We start from the raw sequence: 22,592 nt of genomic DNA, 5'->3' as shown, positions 1-22,592 counted from the left end.
AGATGGTAGTTGGAGATTTCCCAATTGAAACAGATACTATTGTAATCGGAGCAGGTCCTGGAGGTTATGTTGCAGCAATTCGTGCAGCACAACTTGGACAAAAAGTAACAATCGTTGAGAAAGGTAATTTAGGCGGTGTTTGCTTAAACGTTGGTTGTATTCCTTCAAAAGCTTTATTACACGCATCTCATCGTTTTGTTGAAGCACAACATTCAGAAAACTTAGGGGTAATCGCTGAAAGTGTTTCTTTAAACTATGAAAAAGTTCAAGAATTCAAATCATCAGTTGTTAATAAATTAACTGGTGGGGTTGAAGGTTTATTAAAAGGTAATAAAGTTGAAATCGTTAAAGGCGAAGCTTACTTTGTTGATAACAATAGCTTACGCGTTATGGACGAAAAAAGTGCTCAAACTTACAATTTCAAAAATGCAATCATTGCAACTGGTTCTAGACCAATTGAAATTCCTAATTTTGAATTTGGTAACCGTGTTATCGATTCAACAGGTGCATTAAACTTACAAGAAGTCCCTGGTAAATTAGTAGTAGTTGGTGGCGGTTATATCGGTTCAGAACTTGGTACTGCATTTGCTAACTTTGGTTCTGAAGTGACAATTCTTGAAGGTGCTAAAGATATCTTAGGTGGCTTTGAGAAACAAATGACTCAACCAGTTAAAAAAGGCATGAAAGAAAAAGGTATCGAAATCGTTACTGAAGCAATGGCTAAATCAGCTGAAGAAACTGAAAATGGCGTAAAAGTTACTTATGAAGCTAAAGGTGAAGAACAAACTATCGAAGCTGATTATGTATTAGTAACTGTAGGTCGTCGTCCAAATACTGATGAATTAGGCTTAGAAGAATTAGGTCTTAAATTTGTTGAACGTGGATTAATCGAAGTTGATAAACAAAGCCGTACTTCAATCAATAATATCTATGCAATTGGTGATATCGTTCCAGGATTACCTCTTGCTCATAAAGCAAGCTATGAAGCAAAAGTAGCTGCAGAGGCTATTGATGGACAAGCAGCAGAAGTTGATTACATTGGTATGCCTGCAGTATGCTTCACTGAGCCTGAATTAGCTCAAGTAGGTTATACTGAAGCTCAAGCGAAAGAAGAAGGTTTATCAATTAAAGCTTCTAAATTCCCTTATGCAGCTAACGGCCGTGCATTATCATTAGATGATACAAATGGTTTCGTTAAATTAATTACACTTAAAGAAGATGACACATTAATCGGTGCTCAAGTAGTAGGTACTGGCGCTTCAGATATTATTTCTGAATTAGGTTTAGCAATCGAATCAGGTATGAATGCTGAAGATATTGCATTAACTGTACATGCTCACCCTACTTTAGGTGAAATGTCAATGGAAGCAGCTGAAAAAGCAATTGGATACCCAATCCATACAATGTAATTTAACATTACGTTAAATTAAACTGGCAACATTATTTGTTGCCAGTTTTTTTGTTTTATTACAATAAGTTAAAGCTACTCAAATAAGAATATTTATCCTATATTGACTTATCATTCATAAACTATTTGTCAGTTTAAATCATCTCATATACACTAATTCTGTATTCTAATTAAACTATAGGAGTGAATTAACTTGGAATATCAATATCCATTAGATTTAGATTGGACAAATGATGAAATGATGGATGTCATTCATTTCTTTAATAAAATTGAGAACTATTATGAATCATCAGTTAAAGGTGAAGAGGTTAAAAAAGCTTATAAAAGTTTCAAACAAATCGTGCCTGGTAAAGCTGAAGAGAAACAACTGTTTAAAGAGTTTGAAAAAAGCAGTGGATATAATAGTTATAAGGTAGTCCAAGAAGTAAATAAAAACCCTGATCAACAAGTGTTTTCTGCTAAGTCTTAAGTAAAACTGACTTAACAAAAAGCAAAATGTTGTGAATGTAAAATGTTTGTCTTAAAACAATAAAAAGTATTGATTGTAGAGCTATATTTTGGTATTTTTATTAAGCGTTAAACAAAATGTTTGATAAAAGTAAACTTAATATAGCTTTTTTAGGTGGTTTCATTATGGAAATAGGGTATAAACTCAAAAATCTTAGAAAAATTAAAAATTTAACACAAGAAGAATTAGCTGAAAGAACAGATCTTTCAAAAGGATACATATCCCAAATAGAGAGCCAAAAAGCATCTCCTAGTATGGAAACATTTTTAAATATACTAGAGGTTTTAGGAACATCGGCTAGCGACTTCTTTAAAGAAACAGAGCAACAAAAGGTCATTTATAAAAAGGAAGAGCAAATCATTTATGATGAATACGATAGAGGCTATATATTAAATTGGTTAGTTACAAAATCTAATGAATTTGAAATGGAACCACTTCTATTAACATTGAAACCAGGTGCATCATATAAGACGTTTAACCCTTCAGAATCGGATACGTTTGTTTATTGTTTACAAGGACAAGTGACATTGCAATTAGGTAATGATTGTTACCATGCAAACAAAGAAGATGTATTTTATTTTAAAGCAAATGATGATCATCGTCTTTTTAATGAAGGAAAACAGGAAGTGAAAATATTAATTGTTGCAACAGCATCATATTTATAAGGAGTTGTGAATATTGGCACCATTATTATCATTTAAAGGCGTAAGCAAAGGATATGATGACGTTCAAATATTAAATGAAATTGATATAGATATAGAATCAGGTCATTTTTACACATTATTAGGGCCTTCAGGTTGTGGTAAAACAACCATTTTAAAATTAATTGCTGGCTTCGAATATCCTGATCAAGGAGACGTAATTTATCAAAATAAACCAATTGGAAAATTACCTCCAAACAAACGTAAAGTAAATACAGTTTTTCAAGATTATGCTTTATTCCCACATCTCAATGTATTTGAAAATATCGCGTACGGGTTGAAATTAAAGAAAATGAGTAAAAGTGCTATTAAAGAAAAAGTAGAAGAAGCACTTCGACTTGTTAAGCTATCAGGGTATGAAGATCGTAATATTAATGGTATGAGTGGTGGTCAAAAACAACGTGTAGCCATCGCTAGAGCCATTGTTAACGAACCAGAAATTTTATTATTAGATGAATCACTCTCAGCTTTAGATTTAAAATTAAGAACTGAAATGCAGTATGAATTAAGAGAATTACAATCTCGTCTAGGTATTACTTTTATTTTTGTTACTCATGATCAAGAAGAAGCATTAGCTTTAAGTGATTATATTTTTGTTATGAAAGATGGTAAAATTCAACAATTTGGAACACCAAACGATATTTATGATGAGCCGGTCAATCGTTTCGTAGCTGATTTTATTGGTGAATCGAATATTGTAGAAGGTCGAATGGTAGAAGATTATGTTGTAAATATCTATGGTCAAGATTTTGATTGTGTAGATATGGGTATACCTGCAAATCAAAAAGTAGAAGTTGTCATTCGTCCTGAAGATATTTCATTGATTGAAGCAGATAAAGGTTTGTTCCAAGTAAAAGTAGATTCAATGCTCTTTAGAGGTGTTCATTACGAAATCTGTGTGGTTGATAGAAAGGGATATGAATGGGTGATCCAATCAACACGTAAAGCTGAAGTAGGCAGTGAAGTTGGCTTGTATTTTGAGCCAGAAGCAATTCATATCATGGTACCAGGTGAAACGGAAGAAGAATTTGATAAACGTATTGAAAGTTATGAGGATGTTGAAAATGCGTAATACTAATCGTTTATTGCTTATTCCATACTTGATTTGGATGGTATTATTCATAATCATTCCAGTCGTATTACTTGTTTATTATTCTTTTTTAGACAATCAAGGCCATTTTAGTTTAACTAACTATGAAAATATTTTCACTTTGAGTTATTTTAAAATGTTTGCTGATTCTATTATATTTGCTGTGATTATTACACTTGTCACGTTATTAATAAGTTACCCAGCAGCTTATTATATCGCTCAATCTAAATTTCAAAATTTACTACTGATGATTATGATTATTCCTACATGGATTAACTTATTATTGAAAACATATGCATTCATAGGTTTGTTGAGTCATGATGGATTAATCAACCAATTATTTAACATCTTTAATTTATCTCCAATTAATATGTTATTTACTGCGGGTGCATTCATAGTAGTATCAAGTTATATCTATATACCATTTATGATATTACCAATCTTTAATAGTATGAAAGCAATTCCTAATAATTTACTACAAGCATCAAGTGATTTAGGCGCTAATCCACTAACAACCTTTGGTAAAGTGATTATGCCTTTAACGAGGGAAGGTGTAATGACTGGTGTTCAAGTAACCTTTATACCAGCATTATCACTATTCATGATTACACGTTTAATCGCCGGCAATAAAGTGATCAATATTGGGACAGCTATCGAAGAGCAATTTTTAACTATTCAAAATTATGGTATGGGTTCAACAATAGCGTTATTCCTAATCATTTTTATGGCATTTATTTTAATTATGACTAAATCAAAATCTAATCATAGGAAAGGGTGAGTTGTGTGAAGTGGTATGGCAAGCTATATATAGGTATATTAATAGCTATATTATATATACCTATATTATTTTTAATGGTATATTCGTTTAATTCAGCAGGTAATATGATACATTTTGAACATTTCACACTGGCACATTATCAAACCTTATTCCAAAATGATAAATTAATGTCAGTCATATTTAATACAGTTGCCGTCGCATTAATCGCAGCAGCAATTTCTACATTGATTGGAACATTCGGTGCTATAGCTATATATCACTTAAGACATAAACAGTTTAAAGTGACGCTATTAACGCTCAATAATGTACTAATGGTATCTTCAGATGTTGTAATTGGTGCGTCATTTTTAATTATGTTTACTGCAATAGGTCATTTTACAGGTTTAGGCCTTGGATTTTGGACAGTGTTAGCATCCCATATCGCATTTTGTATTCCAATTGTTGTTATTGTTGTTTTACCACAATTATATGAAATGAATGATAGTATGTTGAATGCTGCTAGAGATTTAGGTGCTACTGAATCGCAATTATTAAGTAGTGTGGTTATACCGAATATTATGCCTGCTATAATCGGTGGATTCTTTATGGCATTAACTTATTCATTAGATGATTTTACAGTGAGTTTCTTCGTCACTGGTAATGGATTCAGTGTATTATCTGTAGAAGTTTATGCAATGGCTAGAAAAGGTATAAGCATGGAAATTAATGCAATTTCAACAATTTTATTCGGTGTAATCGTGATAGGTGTTATTGGTTACTACGCAATTCAACACCTCGTGCAACGTAAAAAGCATCCGAAACGAGGTGTCAATACATGAAACGATTTTTACAATTGATTTTGATTTCAATTATGATAGGTGTTTTATGTTTAGGCGTGAGTCACTGGTTCAAATCGAAAGAAAACACAGACACTAACCAAAAAATATACGTCTATAATTGGGGAGAGTATATTGATCCAAGCTTAATTAAAAAGTTTGAAAAAGAAACAGGTATCCAAGTGGTTTATGAAACATTTGATTCGAATGAAGCTATGGAAGCTAAGATACGTAATGGAGGAACACATTATGATGTCGCTTTTCCAAGTGAATATACAGTACAAAAATTGAAGCGTGCACATTTATTAGAACCTTTAGACCATAAGAAAATACCTAATATTAAAAATTTAGATTCAGATTATATGGATATGTCATATGACCGACATAATCAATATTCATTACCATATTTCTTTGGAACTGTTGGAATACTATATAATAAGGATAAGTATCCTAATGAATCTTTTAATAGTTGGCAAGATTTGTATAAATCTAAATATAAAAACCAAGTATTATTAGTTGATGGTGCACGTGAAATTATAGGTTTGGGCCTTAATAAATTAGGCTATAGTTTGAATGATAAAAATCCACAACATATCAAAAAAGCGGAATCTGATTTACATCATTTAGCGCCACAAGTTAGAGGCGTTGTAGGTGATGAAATCACAATGATGCTTGAACAAAATGAAGGAAGTATTGCAGTTGTATGGAGTGGAGTTGCTGCTCCATTAGTTCAAGATAGTGACAAATATAATTATGTTATTCCAAAAGAAGGATCAAATTTATGGTTTGATAATATGGTAATACCTAAAACTGCACAAAATAAAGAAGGCGCATATCGCTTTATGAATTTTCTGTTAGATGAAAAAAACAATAAGCAGAATACTGAATGGGTAGGCTATGCTACACCAAATAAAGAAGCAAGAAAGATGTTACCTAAAGATATTAGAAATGATCATAGATTTTATCCTAATCAAAAAGAACAACAACGATTGGAAGTATATCAAGATTTAGGGCAAGAAACATTAAGTGAATATAACGAAAGTTTTTTAAATTTTAAAATGTCGTTAAAGTAAAATGAAAATGGTAGTTATTTTTTGTTATATTCGATATAATAACTTGATAAGTAAAGTAAGGAGTTGTAACGAATGACAGGAGAGCAATATACTCAAATTAAACGTCCAGTCAGTCGACTAACAGAAAAAGTTTTAGGGTGGCTTAGTTGGGTATTCTTATTAATTTTGACAATCGTCACGATGTTTATAGCTTTAGTGTCATTTAGTAATGATACATCTATTGCTAACTTAGAGAATACATTAAATAATAATGATCTTATTCAACAAGTCTTAGCAAATAATAGCTTAAGCACTACACAATTTGTGATTTGGTTACAAAATGGTGTTTGGGCGATTATAGTGTATTTCATCGTTTGTTTATTGATTTCATTTTTAGCTTTAATTTCTATGAACATTAGAATATTATCTGGTTTCTTATTCTTGTTATCAGCAATTATCACAATACCTTTAGTATTACTTGTAGTAACATTAATTATTCCAATTTTATTCTTTATCATTGCTATTATGATGTTTGTAAGAAAGAATAAAGTTGAAACCGTACCGAACTATTATAACGGTGGTTATGGTTATCAACCATACGAAGAAATGTCAGAACAAGAAGCTTTTACGCATCATAATGAAACTGAAAATGAACCAGTTGAAGAGCCACAACAACGTAGACGTCCGTCACGTCGTAGTATGGAACGAAAAGAACAAGCGTATGACACAACAACAGGTTCAACAAATCAAATTCAAGACGAACAAGAATCACAAGATGATAAATACGAACAGTTTCCTAAACGTGCTGTAGAAAGTGAATATCGTTCAGATGATAATGAACAAGATGAAGAACCAACATTATTATCTCGCCAAGCGAAATATAACAAAAAGTCACGTTCAGATAAGGCTTCTACAGATAATCAAGAGGTATATAATGAGCAAGATGATGTAGAGCCATCACAACAATATAATGAAGAACCTCAAGTTGATCCTAAAGAGCTAAAAGCGCAACGTAAAAGAGAAAAAGCTGAAATTCGTGCTAAGAAAAAAGAAAAGCGTAAAGCGTATAATCAGCGTATGAAAGAAAAACGTAAGAATCAACCAAGTGCGGTTAATCAAAGAAGAATGAACTATGAAGAACGTCGTCAAATGTTTGGTGATACGGAAAAAGATATGAGAGATCAAGTGAAACAAGATCATCAAAAAATTGACGGAAATGACAATGAAAAATAATTAATTAAAATACCAAAAGTGATACTTAACATTCACTTTTGGTATTTTTTGTTGTTAATAGATTTTTATCGTATTGAATAGCATGTAAAGATAGTTTTTAGTATGATTAATGTAAGAGTTAAAGGAGGTACTGTAATGAAGAGAAAAACAGAATTGATATTAGCATGGATAGCCAATGGTTTAAGTAGTTTATATTTACTGTTTGTCATTATAGGTTATTTTGCGATGAAATCAGGAAGCGGTGCATCTCAAAATAAGGAAATGGTTAACCAAATGATGGGCGGTAATCAAGAGATGTCAATGGAAATGCTTACTACATCAATAGCATTATCTATGGGTGTGCTTGCATTTTCAACTATTTTAGGAATTGTTGGTGCATTAACAGTAAAAGGTAGAAATAAATTGGGTGCCAGTTTATTAATTGCAGCAGCGGTGGTCGGTATTATGGCAACGAATATCATTGCGATGATTTTATGGTTCATTGCAGGTATTATGCTATTAACGAAATCTAATCAACAGAGACCTAAGCGAGATCAAACTGTTCATAATCATCAAGAAGATTATTCTAAACGAAATGAGTGGGATCCTGAAAAGGAATTAAAAGAACATCAACAAAAAGATAAACCATATACGTATTAATTCAACTATTATTCTTAAAAATGATAGTGATTTATAATAAAAAACCGGTTGAACTGTTAATTCATTTCAACCGGTTTTTTATTTTATAATTCTTGGAATGTCTGGATAATGAGGTAGACATTTAGAATACTTAGAATAATAATGAGTGACCATGAAATAATATTAATCCATGTTTTATTAATAAATGGTCCCATTAACTTTTTATTACTTGTAGCTAATTGAAGTGGTATTAAAGTAAAAGGTAACGCAATACTTAGAAATACTTGTGAGAATACTAATAATTGTTCAATTTTCTCGGCATTACCATTAAAAATGATTAAGCAAATAATAACAGGAATTACAGCTAAAGAACGTGTGATCAGTCGACGAAGCCAATTAGGAATACGTAATCTCAAGAAGCCTTCCATTACAATTTGACCTGCCAATGTACCTGTAATTGTTGAATTTTGTCCAGATGCAAGTAAAGCAACTGCAAATAAGGTACTCATAATACCACCCAATGTGGCACCTAATAATGGTTGCGTTTTTAAAGCGTGGTATAAATCATAAAATCCACCTAATTCATCTGTGTTAGTTCCGAAAAATAGTGCTGCGCCCAATGTTAATAACAAGCAATTGACTACAAATGCAATAGATAATTGGATGTTGGAGTCAATCGTTGCATATTTAATTGCTTGTGCTTTATCTTCATTATTATTTCTATCATATTTCCGTGATTGAACAATGGAAGAATGTAAATATAGATTATGTGGCATAATAGTTGCCCCTACAATACCTAATGCAATATATAAGATACCCTTGTTTGTAATGATTTCAGTGTGGGGTACAAAGCCATTTAATAAATTCAATACATTCGGTGAAGAAATATAAACTTCAAAGGTGAAAATGGCTAAAACAGTGAATATAAGCGTACCTACAATGGCTTCTATTTTTCTAAATCCAAATTTCATTATAAATAATAGTAAAAATACATCACATACTGTAATTAAAGCACCAACGATTAATGGAATATTAAAGAGTAAATTAAGTGAAATTGCACTACCAATCACTTCAGCAATATCCGTAGCAATGATAGCTAATTCTGCGATAATCCAGAAAATAATCGCGATAGGTTTAGATAAAAAATGGCGTGTCATTTGAGCTAAATCTCTACCCGTTGCGATACCCAATCTTACGGTCATACTTTGTAATAACATAGCAGCTAAACTAGAAATTAATATTACAAATAAGAGGGTGTATCCAAATTGTGCGCCACCTTGCATAGAAGTTATCCAGTTACCCGGATCCATATATCCCACAGCTACTAATAATCCAGGTCCTAAGAAAGCCAAAAGTTTTTGACTTGCATTACTTTTATAGTCAAAATCAATCGTATTATTAATTTCGTCTAAGCTTTTTTGATGTTCTTGGTCGACTGATTGCTTATTCATAAACAAAACTCACCTCTAACTTAAAATATATTGATATATTAACCTAATGTTATTTTTAGGTCAACCTAAAAATATTTTACAAAATAAAAAAACCTGGACATGAGTGGATGTCACAGGTTCAAGTATCGTGAATTCTTTTGACTTAAGCAGAATAGAATTTTAAAAATTGATCAAATGTTTCTTCAACAAATTGAATAAAAGCTTTATCAGTTTTTAACCTTTGATCATCTGGTGTAATTGATCTAGCTACGAAGAATTCACCTTTTTTAACATTTTTGACACGATCAATGGCTTCATGTAACTGTTCATCAGTACAGTCTTTAATGAGCGTCTTTTCAGGCTTCATATGATCAAGACAGATGCTGTAATCTGACGGTAAGTTTCTTAATGTATCAAAATGTTTATCAAAAATTTTAACTTTTTCAGCCTTATTTTTTGCTTCGTGCATGACACCAAACATTATAAATAATTGGTCTCTAAATAAGCCGATTTGGAAATGAGGTAACATTTTGTAGCCGCGTTTATTTGGAGCGAATGCAACCCACGTATCTTTAGGTGGATTGACACTTCTTCTAGCGTGTTTTGCCACGTGAGGATAAAATGTTTCACCTGTTTGAGTTGTAAAGTATTCAGTGAAATAATCCCCTAATTGATGCAATTGCGGTCTAACATGCTCATTAAGTGCTTCCATTCTAGCATCTAGTCCATCCACATCAAAGGCTTTAAAATTTTGAGGTGAAAATGTGTATTTAGTCATGATTTGCCTCCTAGGATTATGATTAGAATTATTGTAGCATAATAAAGCATTAAAATTCTAAATTGCAGTTTCAAAAGAATGCATAAATTGTTAAAAATAGGGGAGTCTATAAATATAAAATTGAGACCATAATCATGTATAATATAGATAAATAGGAGATGATACCATGGCACTTTACGATTTTGCAAAAGGATTAGTATTAGAAGCGGGTAATAAAGTACGCTTAATGATGAAAGATGAATTAAATATTGAAACTAAATCCAATCCTAATGACTTAGTGACAAATGTAGATAGAGCAACTGAAGATTATATTTATGATATGATACATCAAAATTATCCAGAGCATAAAGTGATTGGTGAAGAAGGTCATGGTCATGACTTGATTGATACTTCCGGTGTTGTTTGGGTAGTTGACCCCATAGATGGCACATTAAACTTTGTTCATCAACAAGAAAACTTCGCTATTTCAATCGGGATTTATCATGAAGGCAAACCATATGCTGGCTTTGTGTACGATGTTATGAGAGATATTTTGTATCATACCAAAGTAGGTGAGGGTGCATTTGAAAATAACCATGCTTTAGAACCTTTAAAAGATACGCAACTAAAAACAAGTATTATTGGCATTAATCCTAATTGGTTAACCAAACCAATTATGGGACCTATTTTTGCACCAATAGTGAATGATGCACGTAGTGCAAGAGCTTATGGTAGTGCTGCATTAGAAATTGTGAGTGTAGCTAAAGGACAACTAGCTGCATATTTAACGCCAAGACTACAACCGTGGGACTATGCTGGTGGTTTAATGATACTCAACGAAGTTGGGGGAAAAGGCACTAATTTACTTGGTGAAACATTAACTATTACGCGACCCAATTCTATTATCATGGCTAATCCTTTATTACATGATGAAATAATAAGTGATTATTTAAAAAATCATGAAGATACTTTAAGAATGCATCATAAAAAACGTTTTGGAAATTAAAATATTAAAAAGACAAAGCTTGGGACATCAGATTATGTTCCAGGCTTTGTCTTTTGTAAAAATTAAATAAAATTTGTTTGAAAGCATACTAACTCATCAAAGAGAAAGTAGTTGTTAGGGTTTGATTATGCAATGATCTTAAATGGTTATGCCTAATATGCTAATCATATCGATTACTATTCTTCTGACTTGCCAAGAGACAAGCACATTATGCAATAAACCTTAAAAACAAAATACCACTAACATTGAATTTTAAATAAAGTTTTATTTTATTAATATTGGGCTATATCATCTATAACCAGTCATTTTCGCGATATTTCTTTTTCACTGTGAAACCGGCACCAAATGTTGCAACGAGTAATATAAATGTTAAAATCATCATTGGAACATTTGCTGCACCAATGCTAAAGCTAAATAGCAATAAAAAGATTAAAGCCAAAATTGAGAATATCCAGAAAATGCCTTTAGATTTTTTTTGTTGCATCCCATACCCCACCTTTTACTTATTTTTTCTCTAATCTATGATATAATAAAAAAGTTGTAATTAAAAGTGGGAGTTTACTTAAGAAAGGAAATTTATAATATGACGAATATAAGAGAAGATGTACGTAATATAGCGATTATTGCGCACGTTGACCATGGTAAAACGACGTTAGTAGATGAATTATTAAAGCAATCAGGAATTTTTAGAGAGAACGAACATGTTGACGATCGTGCTATGGACTCTAATGACTTAGAAAGAGAACGTGGTATTACAATTCTTGCGAAAAATACTGCGGTTGACTATAAAGGTACACGAATTAATATATTAGATACACCAGGACACGCTGACTTCGGTGGCGAAGTTGAACGTATCATGAAAATGGTTGATGGTGTTGTATTAGTAGTCGATGCGTATGAAGGTACAATGCCTCAAACACGTTTCGTACTTAAAAAAGCATTAGAACAAAATTTAAAACCAGTGGTAGTAGTAAATAAAATCGACAAACCATCTGCAAGACCAGAAGGTGTGGTAGATGAAGTATTAGATTTATTTATCGAATTAGAAGCTAATGATGAACAACTTGATTTCCCTGTTGTATATGCTTCAGCTGTTAATGGAACTGCAAGTTTAAATTCAGAACAACAAGATGAAAATATGCAATCATTATATGAAACTATTATCGATTATGTACCAGCACCAGTTGACAACAGTGATGAACCATTACAATTCCAAGTAGCATTATTAGATTATAATGACTATGTTGGACGTATTGGTGTAGGACGTGTATTCAGAGGTAAAATGCGTGTAGGTGATAATGTATCACTGATTAAATTAGATGGTAGCGTTAAGAACTTCCGTGTAACAAAAATATTTGGTTATTTTGGATTAAAACGTGAAGAAATTGAAGAAGCACAAGCAGGTGACTTAATCGCGGTTTCTGGCATGGAAGATATCAACGTAGGTGAAACAGTAACACCACATGATCATCAAGATGCTTTACCAGTATTACGTATTGATGAACCAACGCTTGAAATGACATTTAGAGTTAACAATTCACCATTTGCAGGTCGTGAAGGTGATTTCGTTACAGCGCGTCAAATTCAAGAACGTTTAGATCAACAACTTGAAACAGACGTATCATTAAAAGTTACACCAACAGACTCACCAGATGCATGGGTAGTTGCTGGACGTGGTGAATTACATTTATCAATTTTAATTGAAAATATGCGTCGTGAAGGTTACGAACTTCAAGTATCTAAACCACAAGTTATCATTAGAGAAATTGATGGCGTTATGTGTGAACCATTCGAAAGAGTTCAATGTGAAGTGCCTCAAGAAAACTCTGGTGCTGTTATTGAATCTTTAGGTGCACGTAAAGGTGAAATGTTAGATATGATGACAACTGATAATGGTCTTACTCGTCTTATCTTTATGGTACCAGCACGTGGTATGATTGGTTATACTACAGAATTTATGTCAATGACACGTGGTTATGGGATTATCAACCATACATTTGAAGAATTCAGACCTCGTATTAAAGCTAAAATTGGTGGCAGAAGAAATGGTGCATTAATTTCAATGGATCAAGGTTCTGCTAGTACGTATGCAATTTTAGGACTAGAAGACCGTGGTGTTAACTTCATGGAACCAGGTACTGAAGTATATGAAGGTATGATTGTTGGTGAACATAATCGTGAAAATGACTTAACCGTTAATATCACTAAAACAAAACACCAAACTAACGTACGTTCTGCTACGAAAGATCAAACACAAACTATGAATCGACCTCGTGTATTAACACTTGAAGAAGCGTTACAATTTATCAATGATGATGAATTAGTTGAGGTAACACCTGAAAGTATTCGTTTAAGAAAGAAATTATTAAACAAATCAGTGCGTGAAAAAGAAGCTAAACGCGTTAAACAAATGATGTCAGAGGACGAATAATCAACGTCTGATACATTGTTAAATAAGAGTCATTTAAAAACCACTTGATTATTGATGTTCTTCAATAATCAAGTGGTTTTCTTTTGTGGATTTAGATTTAATTAATCTTAAACAAGTAGATATAAATCGAATCGGAATAAATCATCTACGCATATAAAAAACGTATGATTACAACTTCTTATATAAAGACGCTACAATCATACGCTAGTTAATTAGTCATTTTCCTTTTTATCAATATGTGTTGAAAATGGTTGAGGCTGTTTAGGTGTATCTAGACGACTTTTACAATCATCACACATAAATGTACGAATAGGATTATTTCTAAGTCGTTTTGCTTCTACAGTGTTTTCATCAATATGTACTGTAGTATCACAAATGATACATTTGACTGGAACCAATTAAATCACCTCAATATATTTTACATACTTAAATTCGTAACTATAACCTTTTTCAGTATCATATACAAAACTATCCACAGAGTTATCGTCATATAGACGTTTACCATCTTTAGCAAATTGGAAGAATAAATATGGTAATAAATCTAATGGAACTTCTATAGCATCTTCGTCATTAAATAATTTAATAGCGGTTGCATTTGATTGTGGTTCAGAAGTTTTAAAGAATGGTGTCATATTTATAACAAATGAACCCTCTAATACAGAACGCTTTTTATATTTAATTTCAGAATTTAATGTTGGTGGATTAGTTTGACCTTCTAAGATAGCACGATTCCATTCGCGATTATCTTCGAACTGTATTGGTTTAGTGCCATCGAAAACGCCTTTTTCTAAGTCTTCGAGGCTTACCTTTCTATCATCAAAAATCCATGTTGTACTATCTAATGTGATGGGGAAATTCACCGCACCTTTTATTTGAATCATCTTGCCCACTCCCTAAATTTTTATCTTATATTATTTTATCATAAAATACGTTATACTTAATTTAAAGATACTTGCTTTTTAACATTCAGTAAGATAAAATTTTATATATTGAAGATATTTAATGAAATGATAGGGGGAGTGCGTGTCATGGCTAATCAGTCGAAATTAAATAATGCGGCTTATGACCAACTGAACAAAGATGCAGATAGAATATTACATCTTATTAAAGTTCAAATGGACAATTTAACAGTGCCTTCTTGTCCACTTTACGAAGAAGTTTTAGATACACAAATGTTCGGTCTTCAAAAAGAAGTAGATTTTGCTGTACAACTCGGGCTAGTTGAGAAAGAAGACGGCAAAAATCTTATGTTAAGACTTGAAAAAGAACTTTCAAAACTACACGAAGCATTTACAAACGTTTAATTTTTTATATAAATTTGATGTGTTGATATATTGTTATTGATGTTACTAGAATTATTTTAATACATTTATGACAACACTTTCATGCTAGTATGAAATGTGGAACCGTAACTTGCACATTGTAAAAATGGTGGCTGAGATAGTATCATATTTGATATTTTCTCAGTCATTTTATCTTTTTTGAATAATTGTTAAGTTAATATTTGTTTTGTGATACATAGGAAGTTTATAATGAAAAGGATAGGTTTTAGAGTCATTGATTATTTGTATTGATGCTCTTAATCTCAACTCTCAAAAAATTTGAATTGGATGTACAAGTATATGAAAAATTTTAAAAATATAATGCGATACATTGGAAAAACATCTAAATTTATCGATTATCCATTGTTGGTCACATACGTCATCCTATGTTTAATTGGTTTAGTTATGGTTTATAGTGCCAGTATGGTTGCTGCTACGAAAGGCACTTTAACAGGTGGTGCTGAAGTATCAGGTACTTATTTCTATACAAGGCAATTGCTATACGTCATTATGAGCTTTGCTATTGTCTTTTTTATGGCATTTATCATGAATGTAAAGGTCCTGAAACAACCCAATGTCCAAAAATGGATGATGATAGGTATATTTGTTTTACTCTTAATTACGTTAGTTATTGGTAAAAATATTAATGGTTCTAAAAGTTGGATCAACTTAGGATTTATGAACTTACAAGCATCCGAATTACTTAAAATTGCTATTATATTATATTTACCATTTATGATAGAAAAGAAAATGCCAGCAGTGCGTAATAAAATTAAATTAATTTCAGCACCTATTATTTTAGTAGCCAGTTGTGTCGCTTTAGTCTTTTTACAAAAGGACGTAGGGCAAACGCTATTAATATTAATCATATTCTTTTCAATCATTTTTTATGCAGGAATCGGTGTACATAATATTTTGAAATACGGTATTATGGTAGCAATTGCAGGTGTTTTGATTTCGTTATTAGTTCTGATTGCAGGTTTATTACCTAGTTATCTTGAAGCAAGATTTAGTACTTTAACCAATCCGTTTAGTGCCGAATCAGGAACTGGTTATCATATATCGAATTCACTTATGGCAATAGGTAATGGCGGTCTGTTTGGTCGTGGTTTAGGTAATAGTATTATGAAATTAGGTTATTTACCTGAACCACATACTGACTTTATTTTTGCGGTTATCTGTGAAGAATTAGGATTAGTAGGCGGTTTGTTTGTCATTTTACTAGAATTTTTCATTGTTTATCGTGCGTTTCAGCTTGCAAATAAAACTAACTCATATTTTTATAAATTGGTTTGTGTTGGTATCGCAAGTTATATTGGAAGTCAAACATTTGTTAACTTAGGTGGTATTTCAGCGACGATCCCATTAACAGGGGTACCATTACCATTTATAAGTTTTGGCGGATCTGCCATGATTAGTTTAAGTATAGCAATGGGATTATTACTCATTACTGCTAAACAGATTAAAATGGATGAAAAAAGAGCCAAACAACATAAAGTCGATATTAAACGACGATATCAATAAGTATTTAGCTAATCTCGCTTTAGAAAATTCATTATATTGAATTTTCTAAAGTTATAGAGATTAGCTTTTTTTATTATAAATATTTATTAAACATACAAGATTTAACTGGAAATATGATTGATGCAATGATAATATAAAGTTATTGTTTATGATAAGTTTATATGAATTTGATAAGTTGAGTTAGCTTCGCAATAAGAATATTTATCTTATGTGACACTTAAATTAAAGAATTATGACTAATATGCAATAACTATAGAAAAAGCAATCTATATAAGATAAAATCTTAGTATCAGACTAGTAAGAAAATTCCGAAAATTTAACAGGGGTGTGATCACTTTTGAAACATATTAAAAAGTTATTAGTAGCCAATCGTGGGGAAATCGCTATCAGAATTTTTAGAGCTGCTGCAGAATTAAATATTAATACAGTAGCCATATACTCTAAAGAAGATAAATCATCATTACATAGATATAAAGCCGATGAGTCCTACTTAGTTGGTAGTGATTTAGGACCAGCTGAAAGTTACTTGAATATTGAACGCATTATTGATGTAGCTAAAAGAGCAAATGTAGATGCGATCCACCCAGGTTATGGATTTTTAAGTGAAAATGAACAATTTGCGCGCAGATGTGCAGAAGAGGGTATCAAATTTATTGGACCACATCTAGAACATTTGGATATGTTTGGAGATAAAGTTAAAGCTAGAGCTACTGCACTTAAAGCTAACTTACCAGTTATACCAGGCACAGATGGACCTATAGAAAGCTATGAAGCTGCCCAATCTTTTGCTAATGAAGCTGGTTATCCATTGATGATTAAAGCTACCAGTGGTGGTGGCGGTAAAGGTATGCGTATCGTTCATGAAGAAAGTGAGCTTGAAGATGCATTCCATCGTGCTAAATCTGAAGCAGAGAAATCATTTGGTAATAGTGAAATATATATAGAACGTTACATTGATAACCCTAAACATATTGAAGTACAAGTTATAGGTGATGAATATGGTAATTTGATCCATCTTTATGAACGTGATTGTTCTGTTCAACGTCGTCATCAAAAAGTTGTCGAAGTAGCGCCGTCCGTTGGATTGTCAGAATCCTTAAGAAAGAAAATATGTGACGCTGCGCTTCAATTAATGTCTCATATCAAATATGTAAACGCAGGAACTGTCGAATTTCTAGTATCTGGTAATGAATTCTTTTTTATAGAAGTCAATCCACGTGTGCAAGTGGAGCATACAATCACTGAGATGATTACAGGTATTGATATCGTTAAAACGCAAATATTAGTTGCTGATGGTGCAGAATTATTTAGTGAAGAAATAGGTATGCCAAAGCAAAAAGATATTCAAACATTAGGTTATGCGATCCAGTGTCGTATTACTACTGAAGATCCACTCAATGATTTTATGCCTGACTCTGGCACAATTATTGCATATCGTTCTAGTGGTGGATTTGGAGTCCGTTTAGATGCTGGCGATGGTTTCCAAGGTGCAGAGATTTCGCCGTATTATGATTCATTATTAGTAAAACTATCGACGCATGCTATGTCATTCAAACAAGCTGAAGAAAAGATGGAACGTTCATTAAGAGAAATGCGTATTCGAGGTGTGAAAACGAATATACCATTTTTAATCAATGTGATGAGAAATGAACAATTTAGAAGTGGCGATTATACAACTAAATTTATAGAAGAGACACCTGAATTATTTAATATAGAACCAACTTTAGATAGAGGTACGAAAACATTAGAGTACATAGGTAATGTAACTATTAATGGGTTCCCTAATGTTGAACAACGACCTAAACCACTTTATGAAGCTGCATCTATTCCTAAAGTATCACAAAAGAAAATAGCTACGTTTTCAGGTACGAAACAGTTATTAGATCAACAAGGCCCTAAAGGTGTGGCAAATTGGGTACGCGAACAAGAAGATGTTTTAATGACAGATACAACATTTAGAGATGCTCATCAATCTTTATTAGCCACACGTGTACGTACTAAAGATATGTTGAATATTGCTTCTAAAACAGCAGAAGTATTTAAAGATAATTTTTCACTTGAAATGTGGGGCGGTGCAACGTTTGATGTAGTATATAACTTCTTAAAAGAAAATCCGTGGGAACGACTTGAAAGATTGCGCCAAGCAATACCTAATGTGCTATTTCAGATGTTATTACGTGCTTCAAATGCCGTGGGTTATAAAAATTATCCAGATAATGTTATACAAAAATTTGTGAAAGAAAGTGCAGAAGCAGGTGTTGATGTATTCAGAATTTTTGACTCATTAAACTGGGTAGATCAAATGAAAGTGGCGAACGAAGCAGTTCAAGAAGCAGGAAAGATTTCAGAAGGTACTATTTGTTATACAGGAGATATCTTAAATCCTGAAAGATCTAATATATATACATTGGACTACTATGTGAAATTAGCAAAAGAATTAGAAAAAGAAGGATTCCATATTTTAGCCATTAAAGATATGGCCGGCTTATTAAAACCGAAAGCAGCCTATGAACTTATTGGACATTTACGTGCAGCAGTTGATATGCCGATACATCTTCATACTCATGATACAAGTGGCAATGGTTTATTAACGTATATGCAAGCGATTGATGCAGGTGTGGATATCATCGATACGGCTGTAGCATCAATGAGTGGTTTAACAAGTCAACCTAGTGCCAATTCATTATACTATGCTTTAAACGGCTTCCCACGTCAATTGAGAGCAGATATTAATGGGTTAGAAGAAATAAGTCATTATTGGTCAACAGTGCGCCCTTATTATGTTGATTTTGAAAGTGATATCAAATCTCCAAATACAGAAATTTACCAACATGAAATGCCTGGCGGACAATATTCTAATTTAAGTCAACAAGCTAAAAGCCTTGGTTTAGGAGAACGCTTCGATGAAGTTAAAGATATGTATCGTCGTGTGAATTTCTTATTTGGTGATATTGTCAAAGTAACTCCATCTTCGAAAGTAGTCGGAGATATGGCATTATTTATGGTTCAAAACGATCTAAATGAAGATGATGTTATTAATCAAGGACATAAATTAGATTTCCCAGAATCTGTAGTTTCGTTCTTTAAAGGGGAAATCGGTCAACCTGTCAATGGTTTTAATGCACAACTTCAAAAAGTAATTTTAAAAGGGCAAACATCATTAGAAAATAGACCTGGTGAATATTTAGAACCTGTTGATTTCGATGCAGTAAAACAAGAATTAGCTTCAATTCAAAACATCGAAGTAACTGAGCAAGACATTATAAGTTACGTCTTATATCCAAAAGTATACAAACAATTTATTGCAACGAAAGAGCAATTTGGTGATTTATCATTACTAGATACACCTACATTCTTGTTTGGTATGAGAAATGGAGAAACAGTTGAAATTGAAATTGACACAGGTAAACGACTAATCATTAAGTTAGAAACAATTAGTGAACCAGATGAAAATGGGCAAAGAACCATTTATTTCTCAATGAATGGTCAAGCAAGACGTATATATATTAAAGATGAAAATGTTAAAGCGAATGTTAATGTAAAACCAAAAGCAGATAAAACTAATCCTTGTCACATTGGTGCACAAATGCCAGGTTCAGTGACCGAGGTGAAAGTAGCTATTGGTGATAAAGTAAAAGCTAACCAAGCTCTACTCATCACTGAAGCCATGAAAATGGAAACAACTGTCCAAGCACCATTTGATGGAGTGATTAAACGGATTACCGTAGCAAGTGGTGATGCGATTGCAACAGGTGATTTATTAATAGAAATTGAAAAAGTATGAGATTAATTTAAAAATCCCCAACATTCAATCAGACATGATGAATGTTGGGGATAAATATTATGATTTGTTTTTTAAACTTCTTGTGGTTCTTAACATTAATAGAATGAAATAGGCAATCATACCGAATAAATAAGTAATAAATAAAGCATGAAGTAATGCAATAAACAAATTAACATTTGTAATGACTGATAATGCACCAGTGACTACTTGTAAAATAACTAGAATAAAAGCAGCTGTGTAACCGTATTTGATTGTACGATTATCAGCATAATTTTTGACGGCATGAATAAAAGTGAACATAATCCACATGAAAGTAATAAATGCCATACCTCTATGTGCGAACTGTACCCAATCATGTACGTTGTGTGGGACAATATCATCAAAAGGTACTGGCCATGCACCATAAGCTAGACTTGAGTCAGTATGTCTTACTAGTGCACCTGTGTAAATTGTTAAATAAACAATAATTGCCATTAACCAAGTTAATGTACGTAGTGGCTTTTTAATCATTACCTCATCAGCTTCATATTTTTGATCAATTGAGAAGACAATTAGTGTCATTAAGAATACTGAAGAGAAACTCACTAGTGATATACCGAAATGTAGTGCTAAAACATAATCATTTTGTTGCCACACAACTGCTGCAGCGCCTACTAAAGCTTGCAGTAATAAGAAACCAACACTAATTATAGATAATGGTTTAATTTCTTTGATATATCCGATATGTTTCCATGCAGTTATAACTAACCACAATACCACGATAAGGGACAATGCTGATACAGCTCTGTGACTCAATTCGATAATGGTTTGTATAGGTAAATTTTGTGGCAGAAATGCACCATTACATAAAGGCCACGAGGAACCACAACCATCTTCTGAACCAGTTTTAGTGACGAGTGCACCACCTAATTGTACAAATGTCATGATAATTGTTGCTAAGACACTTAACCATTTAAGGTTTTCTTTTCTAAACAATGATAAACACCCCATCATTAAAATAAAGTACTTTATCTAATCGCTTATATCATGTTAGACATTTCCTTTAAATTAACGTATATATTTTTCTTTTACATTATATTAATGATACCATTTTTAAATGCATTACAAAATCAACTATTTAGAATGTCGTTAAAGTGTCACAATTTAATTTTTTAAAACCTAGTCTTTTATAACTATTTGCTATATCATTATATTATATGAAAAAGTTCAAGGAGGGGAATTATGAACAAAGAACAAACTTTGTCACAAGATGCGGGCCGTGTGACATTCAAAGAGTTACAACAGATTATTAAGATGGGCCTTGTTCAAGGGAATTTAATTCCTGCATTTGCCGGGGCTTGGTTGGCTGTTGTAATGACAAACCATTCCTTCCTATCGTCGATACCTCAAATTTTATTAATGATTATAGGTTCTACATTTATAATGGGCGGTGCATGTGCACTTAATAATTACTATGACCAAGATATTGATCAGATCATGCCTAGTAAACAAAATAGACCCACTGTAAATGATAGAATTTCAAATAAACACTTATTAATTTTAAGCTTTGGTATGATGTTAGTAGGTGAGGCATGTTTATTTTTACTCAATATTCCATCAGGCGTATTAGGATTAATTGGTATCGTAGGATACGTTTCTTATTATTCGATTTGGTCTAAACGACACACAACTTGGAATACTGTCGTAGGTAGTTTTCCAGGTGCTGTACCACCATTAATTGGTTGGGTAGCGATTGATGGTTCTATCAGTGTTGCTGCAATAGCATTATTTTTAGTAGTATTTTGTTGGCAACCTATTCATTTCTACGCTTTAGCTATTAAACGTAGTGATGAATATTCATTAGCAAACATTCCAATGTTACCATCAGTTAAAGGATTCAATAGAACACGTATAAGTATGTTCATTTGGTTAGTATTATTATTGCCAATACCATTCATGTTATCTAGTTTAGGTACTACATTTATTGTATTAGCTACATTATTAAATCTAGGTTGGATGGCATTAGGTTTGACATCGTTCAAACGCAATAGTGATCAAACTAAATGGGCAACAACAATGTTTATCTATTCATTAAACTATTTAGTTGTATTCTTTGTACTTGTTGTAGTCGTATCACTTATTAAAATGATATAAAT

21 protein-coding genes are annotated in these 22,592 nt (G+C 32.3%); 15 read left to right on the top strand and 6 right to left on the bottom strand.

Going from position 1 to position 22,592, the window contains the following annotated elements:
• The first annotated feature begins 2 nt into the window (after window positions 1-2).
• From lpdA to ACZ267_RS05170, 9 genes are all read left to right on the top strand, one after another.
• On the top strand, window positions 3-1,409 hold the full coding sequence (gene lpdA / locus ACZ267_RS05210) for a dihydrolipoyl dehydrogenase (protein WP_079449136.1): 1,407 nt from the start codon (window positions 3-5) through the stop codon (window positions 1,407-1,409).
• A gap of 192 nt (window positions 1,410-1,601) precedes the next feature.
• The gene (locus ACZ267_RS05205; RefSeq protein WP_002467472.1) at window positions 1,602-1,877 is read left to right on the top strand and encodes a UPF0223 family protein; all 276 of its coding nucleotides are present in this window, start codon (window positions 1,602-1,604) and stop codon (window positions 1,875-1,877) included.
• A 164-nt stretch (window positions 1,878-2,041) separates the two neighbouring features.
• A complete protein-coding gene (locus tag ACZ267_RS05200; RefSeq protein WP_079449137.1) occupies window positions 2,042-2,581 on the top strand; it encodes a helix-turn-helix domain-containing protein in 540 nt (179 codons plus the stop codon).
• A 13-nt stretch (window positions 2,582-2,594) separates the two neighbouring features.
• Window positions 2,595-3,689, top strand: a complete 1,095-nt coding sequence (locus ACZ267_RS05195) for an ABC transporter ATP-binding protein (RefSeq protein WP_015365190.1) — start codon at window positions 2,595-2,597, stop codon at window positions 3,687-3,689.
• Entirely contained in the window at window positions 3,682-4,485 is an 804-nt protein-coding gene (locus ACZ267_RS05190; protein WP_019235863.1) for an ABC transporter permease, read from the top strand. The genes ACZ267_RS05195 and ACZ267_RS05190 overlap by 8 nt, the downstream gene beginning before the upstream one ends.
• A gap of 5 nt (window positions 4,486-4,490) precedes the next feature.
• On the top strand, window positions 4,491-5,303 hold the full coding sequence (locus tag ACZ267_RS05185) for an ABC transporter permease (RefSeq protein ID WP_015365188.1): 813 nt from the start codon (window positions 4,491-4,493) through the stop codon (window positions 5,301-5,303).
• Window positions 5,300-6,373: an ABC transporter substrate-binding protein gene (locus ACZ267_RS05180; protein WP_002465395.1), complete on the top strand. Its 1,074-nt coding sequence runs from the start codon at window positions 5,300-5,302 to the stop codon at window positions 6,371-6,373. Before ACZ267_RS05185 ends, ACZ267_RS05180 begins: the two co-directional genes overlap by 4 nt.
• Before the next feature lie 72 nt (window positions 6,374-6,445).
• Entirely contained in the window at window positions 6,446-7,585 is a 1,140-nt protein-coding gene (auxB, locus tag ACZ267_RS05175; RefSeq protein ID WP_002465397.1) for a lipoteichoic acid stability factor AuxB, read from the top strand.
• 135 nt (window positions 7,586-7,720) lie between these two features.
• On the top strand, window positions 7,721-8,224 hold the full coding sequence (locus ACZ267_RS05170; protein ID WP_015365186.1) for a DUF4064 domain-containing protein: 504 nt from the start codon (window positions 7,721-7,723) through the stop codon (window positions 8,222-8,224).
• Between the two features lie 83 nt (window positions 8,225-8,307).
• On the opposite strand, the gene ACZ267_RS05165 is transcribed toward ACZ267_RS05170, so the two are convergent.
• Entirely contained in the window at window positions 8,308-9,654 is a 1,347-nt protein-coding gene (locus ACZ267_RS05165) for an Nramp family divalent metal transporter (RefSeq protein ID WP_015365185.1), read from the bottom strand.
• A 142-nt stretch (window positions 9,655-9,796) separates the two neighbouring features.
• Entirely contained in the window at window positions 9,797-10,411 is a 615-nt protein-coding gene (locus ACZ267_RS05160; RefSeq protein ID WP_002467504.1) for a YktB family protein, read from the bottom strand.
• 166 nt (window positions 10,412-10,577) lie between these two features.
• Between ACZ267_RS05160 and ACZ267_RS05155 the strand changes: the two genes are divergently transcribed.
• Window positions 10,578-11,396, top strand: a complete 819-nt coding sequence (locus tag ACZ267_RS05155; RefSeq protein WP_002467495.1) for an inositol monophosphatase family protein — start codon at window positions 10,578-10,580, stop codon at window positions 11,394-11,396.
• Window positions 11,397-11,688: 292 nt separating this feature from the next.
• On the opposite strand, the gene ACZ267_RS05150 is transcribed toward ACZ267_RS05155, so the two are convergent.
• Window positions 11,689-11,880 carry a DUF5325 family protein gene (locus ACZ267_RS05150; RefSeq protein ID WP_002467499.1) on the bottom strand — a complete coding sequence of 64 codons (192 nt, stop codon included), beginning with the start codon at window positions 11,878-11,880 and terminating at the stop codon, window positions 11,689-11,691.
• A gap of 99 nt (window positions 11,881-11,979) precedes the next feature.
• On the opposite strand from ACZ267_RS05150, the gene typA reads away from it, so the two are divergent.
• On the top strand, window positions 11,980-13,827 hold the full coding sequence (typA, locus tag ACZ267_RS05145) for a translational GTPase TypA (protein ID WP_002467500.1): 1,848 nt from the start codon (window positions 11,980-11,982) through the stop codon (window positions 13,825-13,827).
• Between the two features lie 212 nt (window positions 13,828-14,039).
• Here the strand turns inward: typA and ACZ267_RS05140 are convergent, their stop codons facing one another.
• Both ACZ267_RS05140 and ACZ267_RS05135 read right to left on the bottom strand, forming a co-directional pair.
• On the bottom strand, window positions 14,040-14,225 hold the full coding sequence (locus ACZ267_RS05140; protein ID WP_002467494.1) for a DUF2197 domain-containing protein: 186 nt from the start codon (window positions 14,223-14,225) through the stop codon (window positions 14,040-14,042).
• A complete protein-coding gene (locus tag ACZ267_RS05135) occupies window positions 14,226-14,708 on the bottom strand; it encodes a hypothetical protein (RefSeq protein WP_002467505.1) in 483 nt (160 codons plus the stop codon). It lies immediately after the preceding gene.
• Window positions 14,709-14,855: 147 nt separating this feature from the next.
• On the opposite strand from ACZ267_RS05135, the gene ACZ267_RS05130 reads away from it, so the two are divergent.
• The 3 genes from ACZ267_RS05130 to ACZ267_RS05120 all read left to right on the top strand — a co-directional run bounded on the left by ACZ267_RS05130 (window position 14,856) and on the right by ACZ267_RS05120 (window position 20,457).
• A complete protein-coding gene (locus ACZ267_RS05130; RefSeq protein ID WP_002450671.1) occupies window positions 14,856-15,131 on the top strand; it encodes an Fpa/YlaN family protein in 276 nt (91 codons plus the stop codon).
• Between the two features lie 318 nt (window positions 15,132-15,449).
• The gene (gene ftsW / locus ACZ267_RS05125) at window positions 15,450-16,673 is read left to right on the top strand and encodes a cell division peptidoglycan polymerase FtsW (protein WP_002467498.1); all 1,224 of its coding nucleotides are present in this window, start codon (window positions 15,450-15,452) and stop codon (window positions 16,671-16,673) included.
• Window positions 16,674-17,010: 337 nt separating this feature from the next.
• Window positions 17,011-20,457, top strand: coding sequence for a pyruvate carboxylase (locus ACZ267_RS05120; protein WP_124747915.1), 3,447 nt, complete (start codon window positions 17,011-17,013; stop codon window positions 20,455-20,457).
• 57 nt (window positions 20,458-20,514) lie between these two features.
• On the opposite strand, the gene ACZ267_RS05115 is transcribed toward ACZ267_RS05120, so the two are convergent.
• Window positions 20,515-21,432 (bottom strand): COX15/CtaA family protein, encoded by a 918-nt coding sequence (locus ACZ267_RS05115; RefSeq protein WP_002467503.1) that lies wholly within the window; start codon window positions 21,430-21,432, stop codon window positions 20,515-20,517.
• A 246-nt stretch (window positions 21,433-21,678) separates the two neighbouring features.
• On the opposite strand from ACZ267_RS05115, the gene cyoE reads away from it, so the two are divergent.
• Window positions 21,679-22,590, top strand: coding sequence for a heme o synthase (gene cyoE / locus ACZ267_RS05110; protein WP_002467502.1), 912 nt, complete (start codon window positions 21,679-21,681; stop codon window positions 22,588-22,590).
• Window positions 22,591-22,592: the final 2 nt, after the last annotated feature.

Source organism: Staphylococcus sp. AC872 (assembly GCF_979255425.1).
Note: the sequence above shows the minus strand (reverse complement) of the source record. Positions and strands in the feature narration are given on the sequence as shown.

Bases quoted from the DNA above. Each gene is read 5' to 3' on its own strand.
- typA (WP_002467500.1), top strand. From the start codon at position 11,980: ATGACGAATATAAGAGAAGATGTACGTAATATAGCGATTATTGCGCAC.
- cyoE (WP_002467502.1), top strand. From the start codon at position 21,679: ATGAACAAAGAACAAACTTTGTCACAAGATGCGGGCCGTGTGACATTC.
- ACZ267_RS05190 (WP_019235863.1), top strand. From the start codon at position 3,682: ATGCGTAATACTAATCGTTTATTGCTTATTCCATACTTGATTTGGATG.
- ACZ267_RS05200 (WP_079449137.1), top strand. From the start codon at position 2,042: ATGGAAATAGGGTATAAACTCAAAAATCTTAGAAAAATTAAAAATTTA.
- ftsW (WP_002467498.1), top strand. From the start codon at position 15,450: ATGAAAAATTTTAAAAATATAATGCGATACATTGGAAAAACATCTAAA.
- ACZ267_RS05160 (WP_002467504.1), bottom strand. From the start codon at position 10,411: ATGACTAAATACACATTTTCACCTCAAAATTTTAAAGCCTTTGATGTG.
- ACZ267_RS05170 (WP_015365186.1), top strand. From the start codon at position 7,721: ATGAAGAGAAAAACAGAATTGATATTAGCATGGATAGCCAATGGTTTA.
- ACZ267_RS05135 (WP_002467505.1), bottom strand. From the start codon at position 14,708: ATGATTCAAATAAAAGGTGCGGTGAATTTCCCCATCACATTAGATAGT.
- ACZ267_RS05180 (WP_002465395.1), top strand. From the start codon at position 5,300: ATGAAACGATTTTTACAATTGATTTTGATTTCAATTATGATAGGTGTT.
- ACZ267_RS05150 (WP_002467499.1), bottom strand. From the start codon at position 11,880: ATGCAACAAAAAAAATCTAAAGGCATTTTCTGGATATTCTCAATTTTG.
- ACZ267_RS05155 (WP_002467495.1), top strand. From the start codon at position 10,578: ATGGCACTTTACGATTTTGCAAAAGGATTAGTATTAGAAGCGGGTAAT.
- ACZ267_RS05165 (WP_015365185.1), bottom strand. From the start codon at position 9,654: ATGAATAAGCAATCAGTCGACCAAGAACATCAAAAAAGCTTAGACGAA.
- auxB (WP_002465397.1), top strand. From the start codon at position 6,446: ATGACAGGAGAGCAATATACTCAAATTAAACGTCCAGTCAGTCGACTA.
- ACZ267_RS05130 (WP_002450671.1), top strand. From the start codon at position 14,856: ATGGCTAATCAGTCGAAATTAAATAATGCGGCTTATGACCAACTGAAC.
- lpdA (WP_079449136.1), top strand. From the start codon at position 3: ATGGTAGTTGGAGATTTCCCAATTGAAACAGATACTATTGTAATCGGA.